The 16,325-nt window shown below is 56.0% G+C and carries 15 protein-coding genes; 9 read left to right on the top strand and 6 right to left on the bottom strand.

The window, feature by feature from the left end; all coding sequences use genetic code 11:
- Positions 1 to 21: 21 nt before the first annotated feature.
- The 3 genes from QCD69_RS00085 to queF are packed head-to-tail and all read left to right on the top strand — an operon-like array spanning position 22 to position 2,348.
- Positions 22 to 618, top strand: a complete 597-nt coding sequence (locus tag QCD69_RS00085) for a helix-turn-helix domain-containing protein (RefSeq protein ID WP_301250591.1) — start codon at positions 22 to 24, stop codon at positions 616 to 618.
- Positions 619 to 636: 18 nt separating this feature from the next.
- Positions 637 to 1,524 carry a queuosine precursor transporter gene (locus QCD69_RS00090; protein ID WP_253458470.1) on the top strand — a complete coding sequence of 296 codons (888 nt, stop codon included), beginning with the start codon at positions 637 to 639 and terminating at the stop codon, positions 1,522 to 1,524.
- Entirely contained in the window at positions 1,521 to 2,348 is an 828-nt protein-coding gene (queF, locus tag QCD69_RS00095; RefSeq protein ID WP_301250592.1) for an NADPH-dependent 7-cyano-7-deazaguanine reductase QueF, read from the top strand. The genes QCD69_RS00090 and queF overlap by 4 nt, the downstream gene beginning before the upstream one ends.
- 51 nt (positions 2,349 to 2,399) lie before the next feature.
- Here the strand turns inward: queF and QCD69_RS00100 are convergent, their stop codons facing one another.
- From QCD69_RS00100 to puuD, 3 genes are all read right to left on the bottom strand, one after another.
- Complete coding sequence (locus tag QCD69_RS00100; RefSeq protein WP_253458463.1) at positions 2,400 to 3,680, bottom strand: NAD(P)/FAD-dependent oxidoreductase; 1,281 nt, start codon at positions 3,678 to 3,680, stop codon at positions 2,400 to 2,402.
- Between the two features lie 148 nt (positions 3,681 to 3,828).
- Positions 3,829 to 4,386 (bottom strand): HTH-type transcriptional regulator PuuR, encoded by a 558-nt coding sequence (gene puuR, locus QCD69_RS00105; RefSeq protein ID WP_253458460.1) that lies wholly within the window; start codon positions 4,384 to 4,386, stop codon positions 3,829 to 3,831.
- A gap of 23 nt (positions 4,387 to 4,409) precedes the next feature.
- The gene (puuD, locus tag QCD69_RS00110) at positions 4,410 to 5,174 is read right to left on the bottom strand and encodes a gamma-glutamyl-gamma-aminobutyrate hydrolase (protein WP_301250593.1); all 765 of its coding nucleotides are present in this window, start codon (positions 5,172 to 5,174) and stop codon (positions 4,410 to 4,412) included.
- 218 nt (positions 5,175 to 5,392) lie between these two features.
- On the opposite strand from puuD, the gene QCD69_RS00115 reads away from it, so the two are divergent.
- Together QCD69_RS00115 and QCD69_RS00120 are read left to right on the top strand one after the other, a co-directional pair.
- Positions 5,393 to 6,808: a glutamine synthetase family protein gene (locus tag QCD69_RS00115; RefSeq protein WP_253458453.1), complete on the top strand. Its 1,416-nt coding sequence runs from the start codon at positions 5,393 to 5,395 to the stop codon at positions 6,806 to 6,808.
- A 218-nt stretch (positions 6,809 to 7,026) separates the two neighbouring features.
- The gene (locus tag QCD69_RS00120) at positions 7,027 to 8,403 is read left to right on the top strand and encodes an APC family permease (protein ID WP_301250594.1); all 1,377 of its coding nucleotides are present in this window, start codon (positions 7,027 to 7,029) and stop codon (positions 8,401 to 8,403) included.
- Between the two features lie 100 nt (positions 8,404 to 8,503).
- On the opposite strand, the gene QCD69_RS00125 is transcribed toward QCD69_RS00120, so the two are convergent.
- Entirely contained in the window at positions 8,504 to 9,763 is a 1,260-nt protein-coding gene (locus QCD69_RS00125; RefSeq protein WP_301250595.1) for a 4-aminobutyrate--2-oxoglutarate transaminase, read from the bottom strand.
- Between the two features lie 109 nt (positions 9,764 to 9,872).
- On the opposite strand from QCD69_RS00125, the gene pdxR reads away from it, so the two are divergent.
- Together pdxR and QCD69_RS00135 are read left to right on the top strand one after the other, a co-directional pair.
- Positions 9,873 to 11,345 carry a MocR-like pyridoxine biosynthesis transcription factor PdxR gene (gene pdxR, locus QCD69_RS00130; protein ID WP_301250596.1) on the top strand — a complete coding sequence of 491 codons (1,473 nt, stop codon included), beginning with the start codon at positions 9,873 to 9,875 and terminating at the stop codon, positions 11,343 to 11,345.
- A gap of 393 nt (positions 11,346 to 11,738) precedes the next feature.
- Entirely contained in the window at positions 11,739 to 12,005 is a 267-nt protein-coding gene (locus tag QCD69_RS00135; RefSeq protein WP_301250597.1) for a hypothetical protein, read from the top strand.
- 69 nt (positions 12,006 to 12,074) lie between these two features.
- On the opposite strand, the gene QCD69_RS00140 is transcribed toward QCD69_RS00135, so the two are convergent.
- A complete protein-coding gene (locus QCD69_RS00140; RefSeq protein ID WP_253458438.1) occupies positions 12,075 to 12,872 on the bottom strand; it encodes an arylamine N-acetyltransferase family protein in 798 nt (265 codons plus the stop codon).
- A 194-nt stretch (positions 12,873 to 13,066) separates the two neighbouring features.
- Here QCD69_RS00140 and QCD69_RS00145 point away from each other — a divergent pair, with 194 nt between their 5' ends.
- On the top strand, positions 13,067 to 13,408 hold the full coding sequence (locus QCD69_RS00145) for a hypothetical protein (RefSeq protein ID WP_253458434.1): 342 nt from the start codon (positions 13,067 to 13,069) through the stop codon (positions 13,406 to 13,408).
- 710 nt (positions 13,409 to 14,118) lie between these two features.
- On the opposite strand, the gene QCD69_RS00150 is transcribed toward QCD69_RS00145, so the two are convergent.
- Positions 14,119 to 15,051, bottom strand: coding sequence for a LysR family transcriptional regulator (locus QCD69_RS00150; protein ID WP_301250598.1), 933 nt, complete (start codon positions 15,049 to 15,051; stop codon positions 14,119 to 14,121).
- Between the two features lie 82 nt (positions 15,052 to 15,133).
- On the opposite strand from QCD69_RS00150, the gene QCD69_RS00155 reads away from it, so the two are divergent.
- A complete protein-coding gene (locus tag QCD69_RS00155; RefSeq protein WP_301250599.1) occupies positions 15,134 to 16,210 on the top strand; it encodes a tartrate dehydrogenase in 1,077 nt (358 codons plus the stop codon).
- Positions 16,211 to 16,325 lie beyond the last annotated feature (115 nt).

Consider the following 16,325-nt stretch of genomic DNA (forward strand, 5'->3'; position numbering starts at 1 on the left):
GACAGCAACCGGACGCTTATCATGAAAACATCGGCATTGCAGAGAAAAAACAATATAATCAACAATATAGATTATATTATTAAAAGCCGGGGCGAGACAAAAGTCTCTTTCGCCAACCGTACCGGCGTCACCCGCGCGACGCTGTATAAAATCCTGGATGGCAAAGTCAATAACGTACAGCGCTCGACCATTACGCGAATCGCGGATTTCTTTGGCGTGTCGTGCGAGATTATTGAAAATCACGATCTGCAATCTATCGAACTGATCGAAAATACGCTGTCGCCCGACGGCGATAAAAACCCGGCTGCCGTGCCCGTTATTCCTCAATCGGCATTTTTACGCTGCGCAAACAAAAGAGTGGGCCAGCTGGTGGCGCACTATCCCGTTACCTGGTTTTTTGGCGAGGTCGCTAACACGGTCGCGCTACAGGTTGAAAGAAATCTGGGCAACCTGTTTTTTCCTGGCGATGTGCTTATTATCAAACGCCATACGCCGCCACAGGAGAAACAGCTGGCGCTGTTTTCCTCCCCGACTCAGGCGCTATTTGTCAGTGATATCTACTCCGGCGCTGAGGAAGCTTCCCTGCTGGGCGCCATTATCGAAGAAAGAATCCAATAACCCTAAGGACTGTTCTGCATGGAACAAAACAAGAAATACAAGCTGTTGGGCTTTACCCGCTCGGATGTGATTACGGCCAACGTCATGGTGCTGGCGACCGGCAAGCATATCAGCATCGGCCTGCCCGAGCTGGAAAGCAGCGAAATCACGGATGATTTTAACCGGCATGAACTGAAATCGCTTTATCGTCGCCTTTATGGCGATAACAGCACCGTGACCTCTTACGATATTGGCGACAGGCATGAACGCTCCTGGTACGCCTATCTGATCATCAGCATTGCGCTGACGGTTATTTATACGCTCAGCACCGTGAGCGGCGTGAAACCCGTGCTGATCCCCGTGGTGAATTTCGTGGTGCCGCCCGCCATTTTTTTCTATCCGCTCTCGTTTATCCTGGTGGATATTATCAACGAGTTTTACGGCCTGAGAATGGCAAGAAGAACGATATTTATTTCATTTATTTCTAATACGCTGTTTGTGGCGGGCCTGTGGCTGACCAGCCTTTTACCCGGTCTGAAAGAGTGGGAGCTGAATATCTCCTACGCCACCTTTGTTAACAGCATTGTCTCCGTACTGTTCGCCTCTTCGGCCGCGTATCTGGTGTCGGAAAATATTAACTCGCTGATCCTGTGCAAAATAAAAGAGCTGACCAATTCGCGCTTTCTTTTTGTGCGCGTGCTGACCAGCAACGTTATCGCTTCGGCTCTTGATAGCGTGATTTTCTGTACGCTGGCTTTTCACAACGTGCTCAGCATGGCGACGATTAAAACCATGATTATTTCGCAGTTCATTATCAAGCTGGGCTATGCGCTGCTGGGCGTTGGCCCTATTTACGCTACCCGTGAACTGTTCAGACGCTATATCAATAAAGAAAAACAGGTTAACCGTGCAGAGGAAGTAGTATGAAAACAGAGGAAATTACGCTGCTGGGCAAAAGCACCGGCTATGTTCAGCATTATGCGCCGGAGCTGCTGGAGGCGCTGCCGCGGTCGCGCGGTCGCCAGGAAATCGGCCTGACCTCGGCGGAGCTGCCCTTTTCCGGCTTCGACCTGTGGACGGGCTTCGAGCTTTCCTGGCTTAACGCTAAGGGCAAACCCGTGGTGGCTATCGCCGAATTCTGGATCCCGGCCACCAGCCAGCATCTGATCGAATCAAAATCTTTTAAGCTTTACCTGAACAGCTTTAATCAGACGCGCTTCGCCGCGCCGGAAGAGGTCGCCACCACGCTGGAAAACGATCTGTCGCGGGCGGCCGACGGCAGCGTGAAGGTCAAGCTCTATCCCGATTTAAACGGCTACGCCGCTTTTACCGCAGCGCTGCCCGGCGAATGCATTGACCATCTTGATATCGCCGTGGAGGATTACGATTTTTCTCCGCAGCATCTGCAGGATGCCGCCTCCGGCGATTTTGTGGCCGAAACGCTCTCCTCAAACCTGCTTAAGTCTAACTGTCTGGTGACCAATCAGCCCGACTGGGGCAGCGTGGTCATCCACTATGAAGGCAAGCGGATCGAGCGGGAAAAACTGCTGCGCTATCTGATTTCGTTCAGGATGCACAACGAGTTCCACGAGCAGTGCATTGAGCGCATCTTTAACGATATCAAACACTATTGCCGCCCGGAAAAGCTAAGCGTGTTCGGCCGCTACACCCGCCGGGGCGGGCTGGATATCAATCCGTTCAGAAGCGATTTTGAAGCGCAGCCGACCACGGGCCGCCTCGTCCGTCAGTAATGCCCGCCAGGCGCCCGTTCCTGTTTATTACGCTGCAAAATGGCTGTCTCTCTACACGCCCAGCCTGTCGCGGATGCTGTAATAAGCCGCGCCCATCGCCGTAAGCGGAATACGCATATTGCGGCCGCCGGGGAACGGATAGTGCGGCAAGCGGGCAAAGGCGTCGAAACGTTCGGCGTCGCCGCGCAGCACTTCCGAAATCAGCCGGCCGGCCAGATGGGTACAGGTAACGCCGTGCCCGCTATCACCCTGCATATAGTAGATGTTGTTTTCCAGGCGGCCGAACTGCGGCATCCTTGAGAGCGTAAGCAGGAAGTTGCCTGTCCAGCGGTAGTCGATTTTTACCCCTTTCAGCTGCGGGAAGGTTTTCAGCAGCTTCGGCACGATCAGCCGATCGATATCCTCAGGATCCCGCGCGCCATAGACCACGCCGCCGCCGTACAGCAGGCGATGGTCGGCCGTCAGCCGGAAATAGTCCAGCAGGTAGTTGCAGTCCTCCACGCAGTAGTTGGAGGCGAGCAGCGACGCGGCCAGCTCTGCGCCAAGCGGCTCCGTGGTCAACACCTGCGTGCCGCACGGCATACTGCGTTTCGACAGCGACGGCTCCAGTTTGCTGCCGAGATAGGCGTTGCCCGCGACGATAACATAGCGCGCCGTAACCTGCCCTTTCGCCGTTTTTACCACGGCCGGGCTGCCATGCTGGATCTCCACTACCGGCGACTGCTCGAAAATCCGGCCGCCGTTCAGGACTATCGCCTGCGCTTCACCAATCGCCAGATTTAGCGGATGCAGATGGCCGCCGCGCTTGTCCAGCAGCGCGCCGACGTAGCGATCGCTGTCGATCTCCTGGCGGATCTGCCCGGCGTCCAGCAGCTCCAGCTGGTCGTTGCCGTAGCGTTCCCAGTTCTGCTTCTGCTCCTCCAGCGTGGCGAACTGACGGGCGTTCAGCGCCACGAAAAGGCCGCCCTGCTGATAGTCGCAGGCGATGCCGTAACGTTTAATGCGCTCGCGAATAATATCGCCGCCTTCAAACATCATGCTGCCCAGCATTCTGGCGGCGTCTTTGCCGTAGCTTTTTTCAATCACGTCCACGTCGCGGCTGTAGGAGTTGACCACCTGACCGCCGTTGCGCCCGCTGGCACCAAAACCGACCTTCGCCGCTTCCAGCACCACGACCTGGTAGCCGTTTTCCGCCAGATGCAGCGCCGAAGACAGCCCGGTGTAGCCTGCACCAATGATGCAAACGTCGCAGGAGATCGGCTCCTCCAGCGGCGGAAACGGCGTGTAGGCGTTGGCGCTGGCGGCATAGTAGCTTTGCGTATGTTCAGTCATGCTTACGGCTCCAGAGAGATCCAGACGGATATCGGTTCGGTGAATATTTGCGGCGCGACCCGCGCCCGTTGCCGCTCTGTATGGCGTCAAAAGGCGCAGGAATACACCGTCGTGGTTCACAGGCCCGCGCGGCAGCGGCCGTCAGGCATCAGAAGGTGGTAGGCGTATGGGCGCTGATAATGCGGCAAATTTTTGCCGAAGTGTTGCTGAAGCTGTGCGGAATGCCGGTGTTGATGGCGTAGCTTTGCTGCGCCACCAGATGATAGCTCTGACCGTTGAATTTCAGCACGACTTCCCCTTCCAGCAAGGTGCCTATCTCTTCCCCCTGATGCTTGATGCGCTCTCCTGTGGTGGTGCCTGGCTGATAAGTTTCAATCATCATCGCCAGCGTGCGGTTCGGCGCGCCGTTATGGATAAGCTTCATGGAGACGCCCTGACTGCCGATCTCAATCAGCTCGTCAGGATTAATCACCACCTGAGGCTCGTCCGGGATCTCCGGCTCCGCAAAAAATTCGGACAGCGACAGCCCGTAAACTTTTAGCAGCTTTTGCAGCGTGCTGATGGCCGGGCTGACCTTGTCCTGTTCAATGGTGCTGATGGCGCTGTGTGTTAATCCAGACAGTTCGGCAACCCGGCGCTGTGACAGACCCAGTTGCTGGCGGATCCCGGACAAACGCTTGCCTGGTGCCAGGCCGTCATTGTTCATAAACGCATTTCCTTCAATGTGAGTCAGAGCTGCTGCTTTTCAGCGTGATGCTGCTGACATGCCGTGATAAAGCCTTCAAGCAACAGGCGCGACAGCGCATATTCGCTGCTTTTCCATTCCGGGTGCCACTGTACGCCCAGCGCGTAGGGATGATCGAGCACGCTGACCGCCTCCGGCAGCCCGTCCTGGGAGTACGCCTCCACGCGAAGCCGCGGGCCAAGGGTTTTTGCGCCCTGCCCGTGCAACGAGTTTACCCAGAATGTTTTGCTTCCGGGTATCAATTGCGAAATTAATCCGTCCGGCTGGATTTTGATCTCATGCGAGGGCGCATATTGCTGATCTATTGGCAGATCCGGGTCCTCACGATGCTCAAGAAACTGCGGATGGTCGCAGAGGCGACGGTAGAGGGTACCGCCCGTCGCGACCACCAGCTCCTGCAAACCGCGACAGATGGCAAAAATGGGGATGCGCCTTTCGAGCGCCTGCGCAATCAGCGCGATGCTCAGAAGATCTCGCCCGGGATCGGCGGCAGGCTCATCGCCGTTTTCACCATAATGGTGCGGCTGCATATTACTGGGGCTGCCCGGCAGCAACACGCCGTCCAGCAGCGGCATCACGCCTGCCAGCAATTCCGGCTCTGCCAGCGCGTGCGGCAAGGCGATGGGTAAACCGCCCGCGTCCAGAACCGCATTCAGGTACTTATCTTGCAAGGTATGACTTTGTTGGCCTTTGACGGGGTTGCTGCACATCACCACCCCGACAATCGGCCTGTAAAATATATCGACCATGCTTCACCTCTTGTTTCGGACTGAATTTTTTACAAAAGCGTCTGAAATTACCTGAAATGCGCAATATTTCCGCTGACTGGTATTTTGATAACCCTTTTTTAAATCAAATGCAACATTTGACAAACAATTTGTTTCCGTCCAGATTGTTTTTGTGTGCATTATATTTAACAACGTGAATGCGATCCTGTTATCCCCTACCAAGCCAACAGCGGTGAATCATGGAAACTAACCTTGTAGCAGTGGAAAACTTTAAGCAGCCGGAAGAGAGACGGAGCAGCGCCTTCGCCAGAGAGGTCGAAGCCTATCTGAGCCGCTATCCGGATACCCATTACGTCGATGTGATGCTGACCGATCTTAACGGCTGTTTCCGGGGCAAGCGCATCCCGGTGGCGGCGCTGCGTAAGCTGGAGAAAGGCTGCTATTTCCCCGCCTCCGTTTTCGCGATGGATATTCTGGGCAACGTGGTGGAGGCGGCGGGCCTGGGCCAGGCATCCGGCGAACCCGACCGCATCTGTGTGCCCATCGCCGGGACGCTGACGCCCTCCGCCGCCGATCCACAGACCATCGGCCAGCTGCTGTTGACGATGCTGGACGAAGATGGCGCTCCCTTTGACGTTGAGCCGCGAAATGTCCTTAACCGCCTGTGGCAGCAGCTACAGCAGCGTGGACTGCATCCCGTGGTAGCGGTAGAGCTGGAGTTCTATTTACTGGATCGGCAGCGTGACGCCGAAGGCTATCTTCAGCCGCCCTGCGCGCCCGGCACCCAGGATCGCAATATGCAAAGCCAGGTCTACTCCGTGGATAATCTCAACCACTTTGCCGACGTGTTAAACGATATCGACGAGCTGGCGCAGCTGCAAAAGATCCCGGCGGACGGCGCGCTGGCGGAGGCGTCGCCAGGCCAGTTCGAGGTGAACCTGCACCATACCCGCAACGCGCTGGAAGCGTGCGATCATGCGCTGGCGCTGAAGCGCCTGATCCGGCTGGTAGCGGAAAAACATCATATGCACGCCACGTTTATGGCCAAGCCCTACGAGGAATACGCCGGCAGCGGCATGCATATTCATATCAGTATGCTGAACGACCAGGGCGAGAACGTGCTGGCCGACCGGCACGGCAACGACTCCCCCCTTCTGCAACGCTCGCTGGCCGGGATGATCGAGATGATGCCCGCCTCCATGGCGCTGCTGGCACCTAATATCAACTCCTATCGCCGTTTTCAGGCAGGCATGTATGTGCCGACGCAGGCTTCCTGGGGCCACAATAACCGCACCGTCGCCCTGCGCATTCCCTGTGGCGATCGCGATAATCATCGCGTGGAATATCGGGTCGCGGGCGCGGATGCCAACCCTTATCTGGTAATGGCGGCCATTTTTGCCGGGATCCTGCACGGTCTGGATAACGATTTGCCGCTGCCGCCGAAGGTCGAGGGCAACGGGCTGGAGCAGGACGGGCTGCCATTCCCTATTCGTCAGAGCGATGCGCTGTGGGAATTCGCCCAGCACGAGGCGCTCTGTGCTCAGCTCGGCGAGCGCTTCAGCCACGTCTGGCACGCCTGCAAAAGCAACGAGCTGACGCAGTTTGAGCGGTTGATCACAGATACGGAAATTGACTGGATGCTGAAAAACGCCTGATGGCATCCGGCCTCAGGAAGAGCCTCGCCCATGCGCCCCGTCTGGAAACGAGCGCGCTCTCTGCCGGTTTTCCGGCCCGTACCGCCTGTCGCCGAAGGAAAAAAAGCGGCGGCGGAACGCCCTACATCATGAGGTTCGGAAATGGTGCATCTGCCCGTCCCGTATACCCTTAAGCCGCCCACGGCTGTTCTCTCAGCGCCGCCGCAAGGGGGCTGCTAATGGCTGCCGTCACTGAAGAAAGCCCGGCCAAACCGGGGCTGAGAAAATCCCTTAAGCTCTGGCAGATTGTGATGATGGGGCTGGCCTACCTGACGCCGATGACGGTGTTCGATACCTTCGGTATCGTTTCCGGTATCAGCAACGGCCACGTTCCCGCTTCCTATCTGCTGGCGCTCGCCGGCGTATTATTTACCGCCGTCAGCTACGGCAAGCTGGTGCGCCAGTTTCCCGAAGCCGGTTCCGCCTATACCTATGCGCAGAAGGCGATCAATCCTCACGTCGGCTTTCTGGTCGGCTGGTCGTCGCTGCTGGACTATCTGTTCCTGCCGATGATCAACGTGCTGCTGGCGAAGATTTACCTTTCGGTCCTGTTTCCGGAAGTGCCGCCCTGGATATGGGTAGTGGGTTTTGTGGCGATCATGACCGCCGCCAACCTGAAAAGCGTCAGCCTGGTGGCGAACTTCAATACGCTGTTTGTGCTGGCTCAGGTCGCGATTATCAGCGTATTTATTTTTCTGGTGATCCACGGTCTGTATCGCGGTGAAGGCGTCGGCACGGTCTGGTCGCTACAGCCTTTTATCAGCCAGAACGCGCACCTGCTGCCGATTATGACCGGCGCGACCATCGTCTGCTTTTCGTTTCTCGGTTTTGACGCCGTTACCACGCTCTCCGAAGAGACGCACAACGCCGGGAAAACCATTCCGCGCGCCATCTTTCTGACCGCGCTCTACGGCGGGCTGATTTTTATTGCCGCCTCGTTCTTTATGCAGCTCTTTTTCCCCGATATCAGCCGCTTTAAAAATCCCGATGCGGCGCTGCCGGAAATCGCGCTCTACGTCGGCGGCAAGCTGTTTCAGTCGATTTTCCTCTGCACCACTTTTATCAATACGCTGGCCTCCGGCCTGGCGTCTCATGCCAGCGTTTCCCGTCTGCTGTACGTAATGGGCCGGGATAATGTCTTTCCGGCCAGGGTGTTCGGCTACGTGCATCCCAAATGGCGCACGCCCGCGCTTAACGTGATTATGGTCGGCATCGTGGCGCTTTCCGCCCAGTATTTCGACCTGGTAACGGCGACGGCGCTGATTAATTTCGGCGCGCTGGTGGCCTTTACCTTTGTGAATCTCGCCGTATTTAACCACTTTTACCGCCGCGAAGGCCGCAATCGCACCTGGAAGGAGAAGCTGCATTATCTGGTGTTGCCGATGGTGGGCGCCGCCACGGTCGCGGTACTGTGGATCAACCTGGAGGCGACATCGCTGACGATGGGGCTGATTTGGGCAGTGCTCGGCGTGCTTTATCTGGCCTGGCTGACCCGCCGTTTTCGCCAGCCGCCGCCGCAGTTTAACAAGCTGCGAGCGGAAACGGGCGGGAAATAAGGCAGAACATTTATGGCCGCGTGATGCAGCCCGCTTTGGGCGTCAGTAAGTGAAAGGTCTGTCGAAATATGCCCGGCCGCGTGACGCAGCCGGGAATGCCTTAGGCTTTCAGGATCGAGGTCAGAATGGTTAGCGAGCGGCTGAACTGCTCGTCCGGAATGGTCAGCGGATAAAGGAAACGGATCACGTTACCGTGCACGCCGCAGGTCAGCAGGATCAGGTTCTGCGCCAGCGCTCGCTGCTGAATATCGCGGGCAAAAGCGCTGTCCGGCGCGCCGGTTTCAGGATGATTGAATTCCACTGCAATCATCGAGCCGCGTCCGCGTACCTGAGCGATGGCTGGATGGCGGGTGCCGATAAGGGCTTCGCTGAGGGCCGCGCCGAGCCTGTCGGCACGCTGGCAGAGCCGCTCTTCCTCGATGATATCCAGCACCGCGTGGGCCGCCGCCACCGCCACCGGGTTGCCGGCGTAGGTACCGCCCAGCCCGCCAGGACCCGGCGCGTCCATCACTTCGGCGCGGCCAACCACGCCGGAAATCGGGAAACCGCCGCCCAGGCTTTTCGCCATTGTCAGCAGATCCGGTTTCGCATCCGGGTAGTATTCGCTGGCGAACACCTTACCGGTACGCGCAAAGCCCGTCTGGATCTCATCAGCCACCAGCAGAATGCCGTGCTCGTCGCACAGGTGGCGCAGCGCGCTGACAAATTCCGGCGGCGCGACGTTGAAACCGCCCTCGCCCTGAATCGGCTCAAAGATAATGGCGGCGACTTCCTGCGGCGCGATATCGCAATGGAAGATATCGTCCAGGCTTTTCAGCGCATCCTCCACGCTGACGCCGTGCAGCTCGTTGGGATAGCGGGCGTGGAACACCGAGCCGGGAAAAGGGCCAAAGCCGGTTTTATAGGGCGCGACCTTGCCGGTCAGCGCCATCGTCATCATGGTGCGGCCATGAAACGCGCCGGTAAAGGTAATGACGCCGGGACGCCCGGTCGCGGCGCGAGCGATTTTCACCGCGTTTTCCACCGCTTCCGCGCCCGTGGTGAAAAAAGTGGTTTTCGCTTTGCCCGCTATCGGCGCCAGCTCGTTCAGGCGCTCCGCCAGCGCGATATAATTTTCATAAGGAATAACCTGGAAAGCCGTATGGGTAAAACGGGTCAGCTGCTGCTGCACGGCAGCGATCACTTTCGGATGACGGTGGCCGGTATTCAGCACGGCGATCCCCGCCGCGAAGTCGATGTATTCACGCCCCTGCGTATCGATAAGCGTGGCGTTTTCAGCCTGCTCGACCAGAAAATCGCACATTACGCCCACACCGCGCGGTGTGGCGTCCAGACGGCGCTGACGGATGGAATCGTTCATGTTTTACTCCTCGTTACGGGAAGCCGGGTTGTACCTGAATTACCTTGATTTTTAGCGCTGATGGGGTGCTATTATCCAGAGCCAGTTTTGACTATTTTAGGGAGCCACTTTGCGCACACTCGTCGGTGATCTGGTCGCCTGCCGGCTTGGACAGACGGCCGCAGGCACGCTGGGCAAGCGTCTTTACGACGCCTTACAGCAATCCATTCAGAAAGGGATGCTTGCGCCCGGCACTCGCCTGCCCGCCTCGCGCGATCTGGCCGCCGAACTAGGCGTATCGCGCAATACGGTGATGGCCGCTTATGAGCAGCTACAGTCGGAAGGCTATCTCACCACCCGCGCGGGCAGCGGCACCTTTGTCAGCGCCAGTCTGCCGGAAAGCGATCTTTCGGCGGTGGAACGGATCGTTTCCGCCGACGTGCCATCAGGGCAGATCGCGCTTTCCCGCCGGGGCGAGCAGCTGCTGAACCGCGCCGGCGCCAGCCAGCGTCAGTGGGGAGCCTTTATGCCCGGCGTGCCGGACGTACGGCATTTTCCGCATAAAACCTGGCATAAAATCACGCGCCGCCTGAACCTGCGGCTGCCGGTAGAAACGTTGAGTTACTCGCAGCACGGCGGCTACGCGCCGCTGCAACATGCGCTGGCGGATTACCTGCGCGTGGCGCGTTCGGTTAAATGCACGCCGGAGCAGATCCTGATCGCTTCCGGGACGCATCAGTCACTGGATCTGCTGGCGAAAATGCTCTGCAATCCCGGCGATCGGGTCTGGGTAGAAGAGCCGGGCTACTGGGGCCATCGCAGCGTGCTGGAAATCAACGGCCTGGAAACAGTGCCGATTGCGGTAGACGACGAAGGCATGACGCTGCCCGCAGGCGTCGCGCCGCCACGGCTGATTTGCGTAACGCCTTCCCATCAATATCCGACCGGCGCCGTGATGGGCCTGGCGCGTCGTCAGGCGCTGCTCCGCCAGGCGCAGGCCTGGGGCAGCATTATCATCGAGGACGATTACGACAGCGAGTTTCGCTTTGGTGAAAGCCCGGTACCGGCGCTACAGGGGCTGGCGCAGGATGAAAACGTCATCTATCTGGGCACCTTCAGCAAAACGCTCTATCCGGGGCTGCGCACCAGCTATATGGTGGTGCCCGACTCGCTGACGGCCCGCCTGAAAGTGGCCCATTCCGAACTTTACCGGGGCGGCTACGGCCTGACCCAGCTGGCGCTGGCGGAATTTATTCGTGAAGGCCACTATGCGGCGCACGTACGCCGTATGCGACAGCTTTACGGCCAGCGACGCGAGGCGCTGGTCGGGACGATCCGCCGGGAGCTGGGCGCGGAATTTATCGGCCAGGACAGCCATGCCGGCCTGCATCTGATCCTTGCGCTGCCGCCGGAAATTGACGACGTCGCCCTCGCTTACGTGCTGGAGCAACAGGGGATCTGGACTCGCCCGCTTTCGGTTTACTACAGGGGCGAGGCGAAAAGACGCGGCCTGATCCTCGGCTACGCCTGCGTAGAGGCGGAAGCAATGACGGAAACCTTTATGCCTGTCGTCCACGCCCTGCTGCCGCTGTTAGCAAAATGATCGGTGTCGGTAAGCTTTTCCGCCTGAAAAAACGCCCGCCCGGTGCAGGGTAAAAGAGAGCGACAGGCAGCGCATGGTCAATGACTTCCGGCCATTTTTCGGTAATTTATTTAAAAGGAATAAATATATAGATAATAAATAATTTAAATCACAAATAAATAATACTCACCATTCAAACTCACCCCGTTATTAATCATTCCAATATTTACCACCTGTAGTGCGCAATAAACTCCTGTTAAATTCATTAATAAGAAAGCACTGACAGGGATGCGCCCTTTATATCCAGGCTATTCGTGCGGATATATTCTATTCAGGAATTTTCGCCCTTTACGCAAGCGGCAGAGATAAATATATTAACTCCGCTGTATTAACCTTATATACAAGGAGAAAGTAATGAGAGAAATCAGCCATAATGAAGTACAAATGGTTAGCGGCGCTGGTCTGACTGACGTTATCACCGGCCTGAACTCGGCTATGGAAAATGTCTCAACCAAACTGCAAACCACCGTTGATGCTATTTCTACCACGACGGATAGCTGGAGCATCAAAAAACTGACGTATCAGGCTATAGGACTGTCTCGCACCTATGCGAAGCTTTCCTTCCTGTCGAATATCCTGACCGGATTAACTACCCCAGCCGACAGCTCGTCTGCCGCGTAGTTTTGCGTAAAGGATCTGAATAAGGCAGGCCATCGGTCTGCCTTCATGCTTTTATGCCTCTATATGATTTCAGCCAACTTTTTCGTAAATTGCCCGTATTTCCGTCTCGCTCAACACGTTGTCCGCCGTGAAAAAGGAGAGGATTAACGCGCGAAAGTCGGTAAAAGACGCGGCTTCCTGCTGCCTTTTCTCCTCTCCGTAGACGGTAAGATGCCGGTTGAACAGATTGGTCTGCTGCCCGTTTATTATTTTCGCCATCATCAGATTATGGCGAAACAGCGACTCGTCATACGTGGCAACAAAGTGGCTGGCGACAAGAATATCCGCCTGTTCGCAGGCGCCATCGGCAAACCGATACATCAACCGCCAGCTGCCGCCGCTTTTCATCGACAGCAGCCACTCTTCCTGGCTGAACCGCTCAAGACGGTAACCCTGCTGTTCGCCCGCCTCCAGCCGTAAAGGCGCGGTCAGGCTGACGCCGCCAAAACCGACATCCGCCAGATACCGCACGCCGTCGAGCGCCACGGTTAACAGCATATGCGTTTGCGGCGTCGCGTCCGGCTTATCCTGTCCCCACAGCACGCGTGCAAGGTGCGGCGTAACCCTGAAGCCAATTTCTTCAAGGATTTGTCGCAACAGCAGATTATGCTCAAAGCAGTAGCCTCCCCGCTGTTTGCTCAGCAGCTTGTCGGCAATCTTCTCTACGTCGATACTGACCGGCCTGCCCAGCAAAACCTCTATGTTTTCGAAGGGAATAAGAGCAGGCCAGCGCTGATGTAGTGCACTAAGGGTGGCGAAATCAGCAGACGGCGACGCGGAAAAACCAGCCAGCGCCGCAAAGCGGGAAAAGTAGTGATAGTTGTTCATAGCAACTCGTTCATGATGTTAAACCACCATGTTAGCAGTTTTGCCGCTGCCGGCTATTTTCGCAGGCCGCCGGGTTGATGGAAAACGTTCAATCCTCTTTCTTTTGTCCGCCTGTAACGGCAAAGGCGTTAACCTGGCGAAAAGGCGCCGGAAACGTTAAGCTCGCCGCCACCACTTCAGTAAAAACAACCTGTATGAAACGCAAAACTATCGCCATTGTAGCTTTGCTGGCTATCGTCGGCGGGCTTTATCTGACCTTCCTCCCTCCGGAGCAGGATCCGCACTATTATGCCGCCGCCTGCGTGGCGATCAAGGATATGCATGACACGCCAGACTCGGCAGATTTCCCTGACAAATTGCGCGAGGTGATTACCAACGAAAACGCTTCCTACGCGGTGGACAAAGTAGCTTTCGACAAGCATTCGGCACAGGGCGCAATTCAGCGTTACCGGCAGCTCAGCGAGCAGGATAAAAACCGAACTCGCCAAAGCATCGACGACTGTTTAAGCGTCATGCTGCCGAAAAAAACCGACTAAAGGGCCGGCGGCCTGCCGCTGACGGGCCGTTAGTCACTCAGGTTATGGATTATCTTTGTTACAGCATCTTTCACTACGTTCAGGGAGCAAGGGCAAACGGGTAACAGAGCGCTGTTACATATTCAGCCAATCGACTCAGCTTGTTACGGATCTGAAGGCGCTGCAATGTGTCTTCTTATTTGCATCTTTTTTGCAGCGGAACGGCTACCCACAGTTTCGGTAAACGCGCATATTTTTACTACCAATATAAATCACGTTTATTAAGGTTTTCTGTAAATCTGTACACACCATGTAACCTCTGAACCTGCTATTAATAAGAAAAACAAGTGCCCGCCGCGCCCATTAATTAACGCCACTTAACTTGCCTTATACGCATTTATCTGTAAATCAACGGGACGGCACATTTTCCGATAGTTCCGCGTTAAAATAATCTTATTAAAATTATCATAAAGTCATCTGCTATCGCCTGCCAAGAGTGAAAGGGAAAATGCAAGCTGAATACTATTATGTGACCCAACGACCAGAACAAATGGATTTTCATCTGTTACACCGCCGAGGCTGCCAGAAAATGCCCGGGAAAAATAAGCTGGCGTTTATCGGCAGCTGCTATGCCCCTCTCCAGGCATTAACCGTGGCCAAAGCCCGGTTTGGCAACCGCGTAAAAGCCTGCTACTTCTGCTGCCAGGAACATCATGAGCGCGCAACCCCTTTTATTTCTTCTCGTCTGTAAATAGCGCTTCGAAACGCTCATGCAGATAGTCGGTAAAACAGCGGATCCTTTTTGGCGTCTGTCGGCTATGAGCATAAACCGCATAGATATCCGCTGAAGGCAGCTGATATGAAGTGAGCACCTGAACCAGCTTGCCGGCCAGGATCGCTTCGCGTGCATCCCACCACGAGCGCAGGATCAGACCATGGCCATCCAGCGCCAGGCGCATGGCAACCTCACCATCATTTGTGGTCAGGCTTCCCTGTACTTTCTGCCGATGCTCTTTACCCGCCTTGCTGAATCGCCAGATAGCGGCATCCGACTCATGCTGGCGCAGCACAATACAATTATGCTGCGCCAGATCTTCAACGCGCTGTGGTACACCATAACGGGCCAGATAGTCCGGCGAGGCGCATACCACGCGATAATTAGCCGCTATACGGCGTGCAATCAAACGGGAATCCGGCACGCTGCCTACGCGGATATCCACATCTATACCTGCATTAAGGAAGTTCAGCGGCTGGCTGGATAGCTGTAAATTAAGCGTTAACGCCGGATGTTGCGCGGCAAAATCTGAAACCAGAGGCGCAACGTAACGACGTCCAAAACCAAAGGAAGCGTTGATATGTAAGGTGCCGTGTAGCATAGCGCTTTCGCCGCCCAGCTCCTCTTCCAGCTGCGCCAGCTGGCTGAGGATCGGCTCCGCGCCTTCGGCGTAAAGCAGCCCTTCCGGCGTCAGCTCCAGGCGTCGGGTAGTTCGTCTGACCAGCTGTACGCCCAGCTTCTCTTCCAACTGCGTCAGTCGTTTACTGACGGCCGGCAGGCTTAATCCCAGTTCCCGGGCGACCTCCGTCAGACTGGTCAGTCTGGCCACGTGGGTAAAAAAGCGCAGATCCTCGCTGGTTGTCGCCAACTCTTTACCTTTAGTTAACATTGCATTGAATTCCAGGCTAATTATTTAACCATAATGCTGCAATAGACTCAGGGCGAAAAGCTAACTTTCCAGGAGAAGCGCAATGTCCGTAGCAAACTACAAAATTGCCGTGATCCCCGGTGACGGGATCGGCAAAGAGGTGATGCCGGAAGGCGTAAAGGTTATCAGCGCCGCCGCAGAAAAATTCGGCATCGTGCTGGAGTGGGTCTGGTTTGATTTTGCCAGCGCGGACTATTATCAGCAGCACGGTAAAATGCTGCCGGACGACTGGTTTGCCTTACTTAAGCCGTTTGACGCTATCTACTTTGGCGCCGTCGGCTGGCCCGAAATCGTGCCGGATCACGTCTCGCTGTGGGGCTCGCTGCTCCAGTTCCGCCGCCAGTTCGATCAGTACGTTAATTTGCGTCCGGTGAGGCTGCTGGCCGGCATCAAATCCCCGCTGGCCGATCGCCAGCCTGGTGACATCGATTTCTACGTAGTGCGTGAGAATACCGAAGGTGAATACTCCAGCGTTGGCGGAACGATGTTTCCCAATACGGAGAGAGAAATTGTTATTCAGGAAACGGTAATGACCCGTACCGGCGTGGACCGCATTTTAAAGTTCGCCTTTGAGCTGGCGCAAAAGCGTCCGGCCCGCCATCTGACTTCCGCCACCAAATCCAACGGCATTGCCATCACCATGCCGTGGTGGGACAGCCGCGTAGCGGCGATGCACGAGCATTATCCCGACCTGGCGGTGGATAAATACCATATTGATATTCTGACGGCGCACTTTGTCCTGCATCCGGACAGGTTCGATGTGGTTGTCGCCAGCAATCTGTTCGGCGATATTCTTTCCGATTTGGGGCCGGCCTGCACCGGAACCATCGGTATTGCGCCTTCCGCTAACATTAATCCTGAACGTACCTTTCCCAGCTTATTCGAACCCGTACATGGCTCTGCACCGGACATCGCTGGTCAAGGCATCGCCAATCCGATAGGTCAAATCTGGTGCGGCGCGATGATGCTTGAGCATCTGGGCCATAGCGAGGCGGCGGAAGCGGTGGTAGCAGCCATTGAACGCGTGCTGAGCAGTGAAAATAAAATACGGTTAACCCCGGACATTGGCGGTTCGGGAAGAACGACGGATCTGGGCGCCGCTATCGCCGCCGCGCTGTAAATAACAGAGGAGAGAGATAACTTTCTCCTTTTTGCTATTTTACTGAAGAAAGAAAATTATTCTGTGCAACTATTGTAAAAATAAAAAAATATGAGACTATTCCCATTAAAAACAC

Origin of the sequence: Erwinia sp. PsM31 (assembly GCF_030433775.1) — a bacterium.
Taxonomy (GTDB): Bacteria; Pseudomonadota; Gammaproteobacteria; order Enterobacterales; family Enterobacteriaceae; genus Erwinia; species Erwinia aeris.

What these genes read in the sequence shown, in the direction of transcription:
- QCD69_RS00100 (WP_253458463.1), bottom strand. Translation starts at nt 3,680, where the DNA reads ATGACTGAACATACGCAAAGCTACTATGCCGCCAGCGCCAACGCCTAC.
- QCD69_RS00115 (WP_253458453.1), top strand. Translation starts at nt 5,393, where the DNA reads ATGGAAACTAACCTTGTAGCAGTGGAAAACTTTAAGCAGCCGGAAGAG.
- queF (WP_301250592.1), top strand. Translation starts at nt 1,521, where the DNA reads ATGAAAACAGAGGAAATTACGCTGCTGGGCAAAAGCACCGGCTATGTT.
- QCD69_RS00090 (WP_253458470.1), top strand. Translation starts at nt 637, where the DNA reads ATGGAACAAAACAAGAAATACAAGCTGTTGGGCTTTACCCGCTCGGAT.
- puuD (WP_301250593.1), bottom strand. Translation starts at nt 5,174, where the DNA reads ATGGTCGATATATTTTACAGGCCGATTGTCGGGGTGGTGATGTGCAGC.
- QCD69_RS00140 (WP_253458438.1), bottom strand. Translation starts at nt 12,872, where the DNA reads ATGAACAACTATCACTACTTTTCCCGCTTTGCGGCGCTGGCTGGTTTT.
- QCD69_RS00085 (WP_301250591.1), top strand. Translation starts at nt 22, where the DNA reads ATGAAAACATCGGCATTGCAGAGAAAAAACAATATAATCAACAATATA.
- QCD69_RS00135 (WP_301250597.1), top strand. Translation starts at nt 11,739, where the DNA reads ATGAGAGAAATCAGCCATAATGAAGTACAAATGGTTAGCGGCGCTGGT.
- QCD69_RS00145 (WP_253458434.1), top strand. Translation starts at nt 13,067, where the DNA reads ATGAAACGCAAAACTATCGCCATTGTAGCTTTGCTGGCTATCGTCGGC.
- QCD69_RS00155 (WP_301250599.1), top strand. Translation starts at nt 15,134, where the DNA reads ATGTCCGTAGCAAACTACAAAATTGCCGTGATCCCCGGTGACGGGATC.
- QCD69_RS00125 (WP_301250595.1), bottom strand. Translation starts at nt 9,763, where the DNA reads ATGAACGATTCCATCCGTCAGCGCCGTCTGGACGCCACACCGCGCGGT.
- QCD69_RS00150 (WP_301250598.1), bottom strand. Translation starts at nt 15,051, where the DNA reads ATGTTAACTAAAGGTAAAGAGTTGGCGACAACCAGCGAGGATCTGCGC.
- QCD69_RS00120 (WP_301250594.1), top strand. Translation starts at nt 7,027, where the DNA reads ATGGCTGCCGTCACTGAAGAAAGCCCGGCCAAACCGGGGCTGAGAAAA.
- puuR (WP_253458460.1), bottom strand. Translation starts at nt 4,386, where the DNA reads ATGAACAATGACGGCCTGGCACCAGGCAAGCGTTTGTCCGGGATCCGC.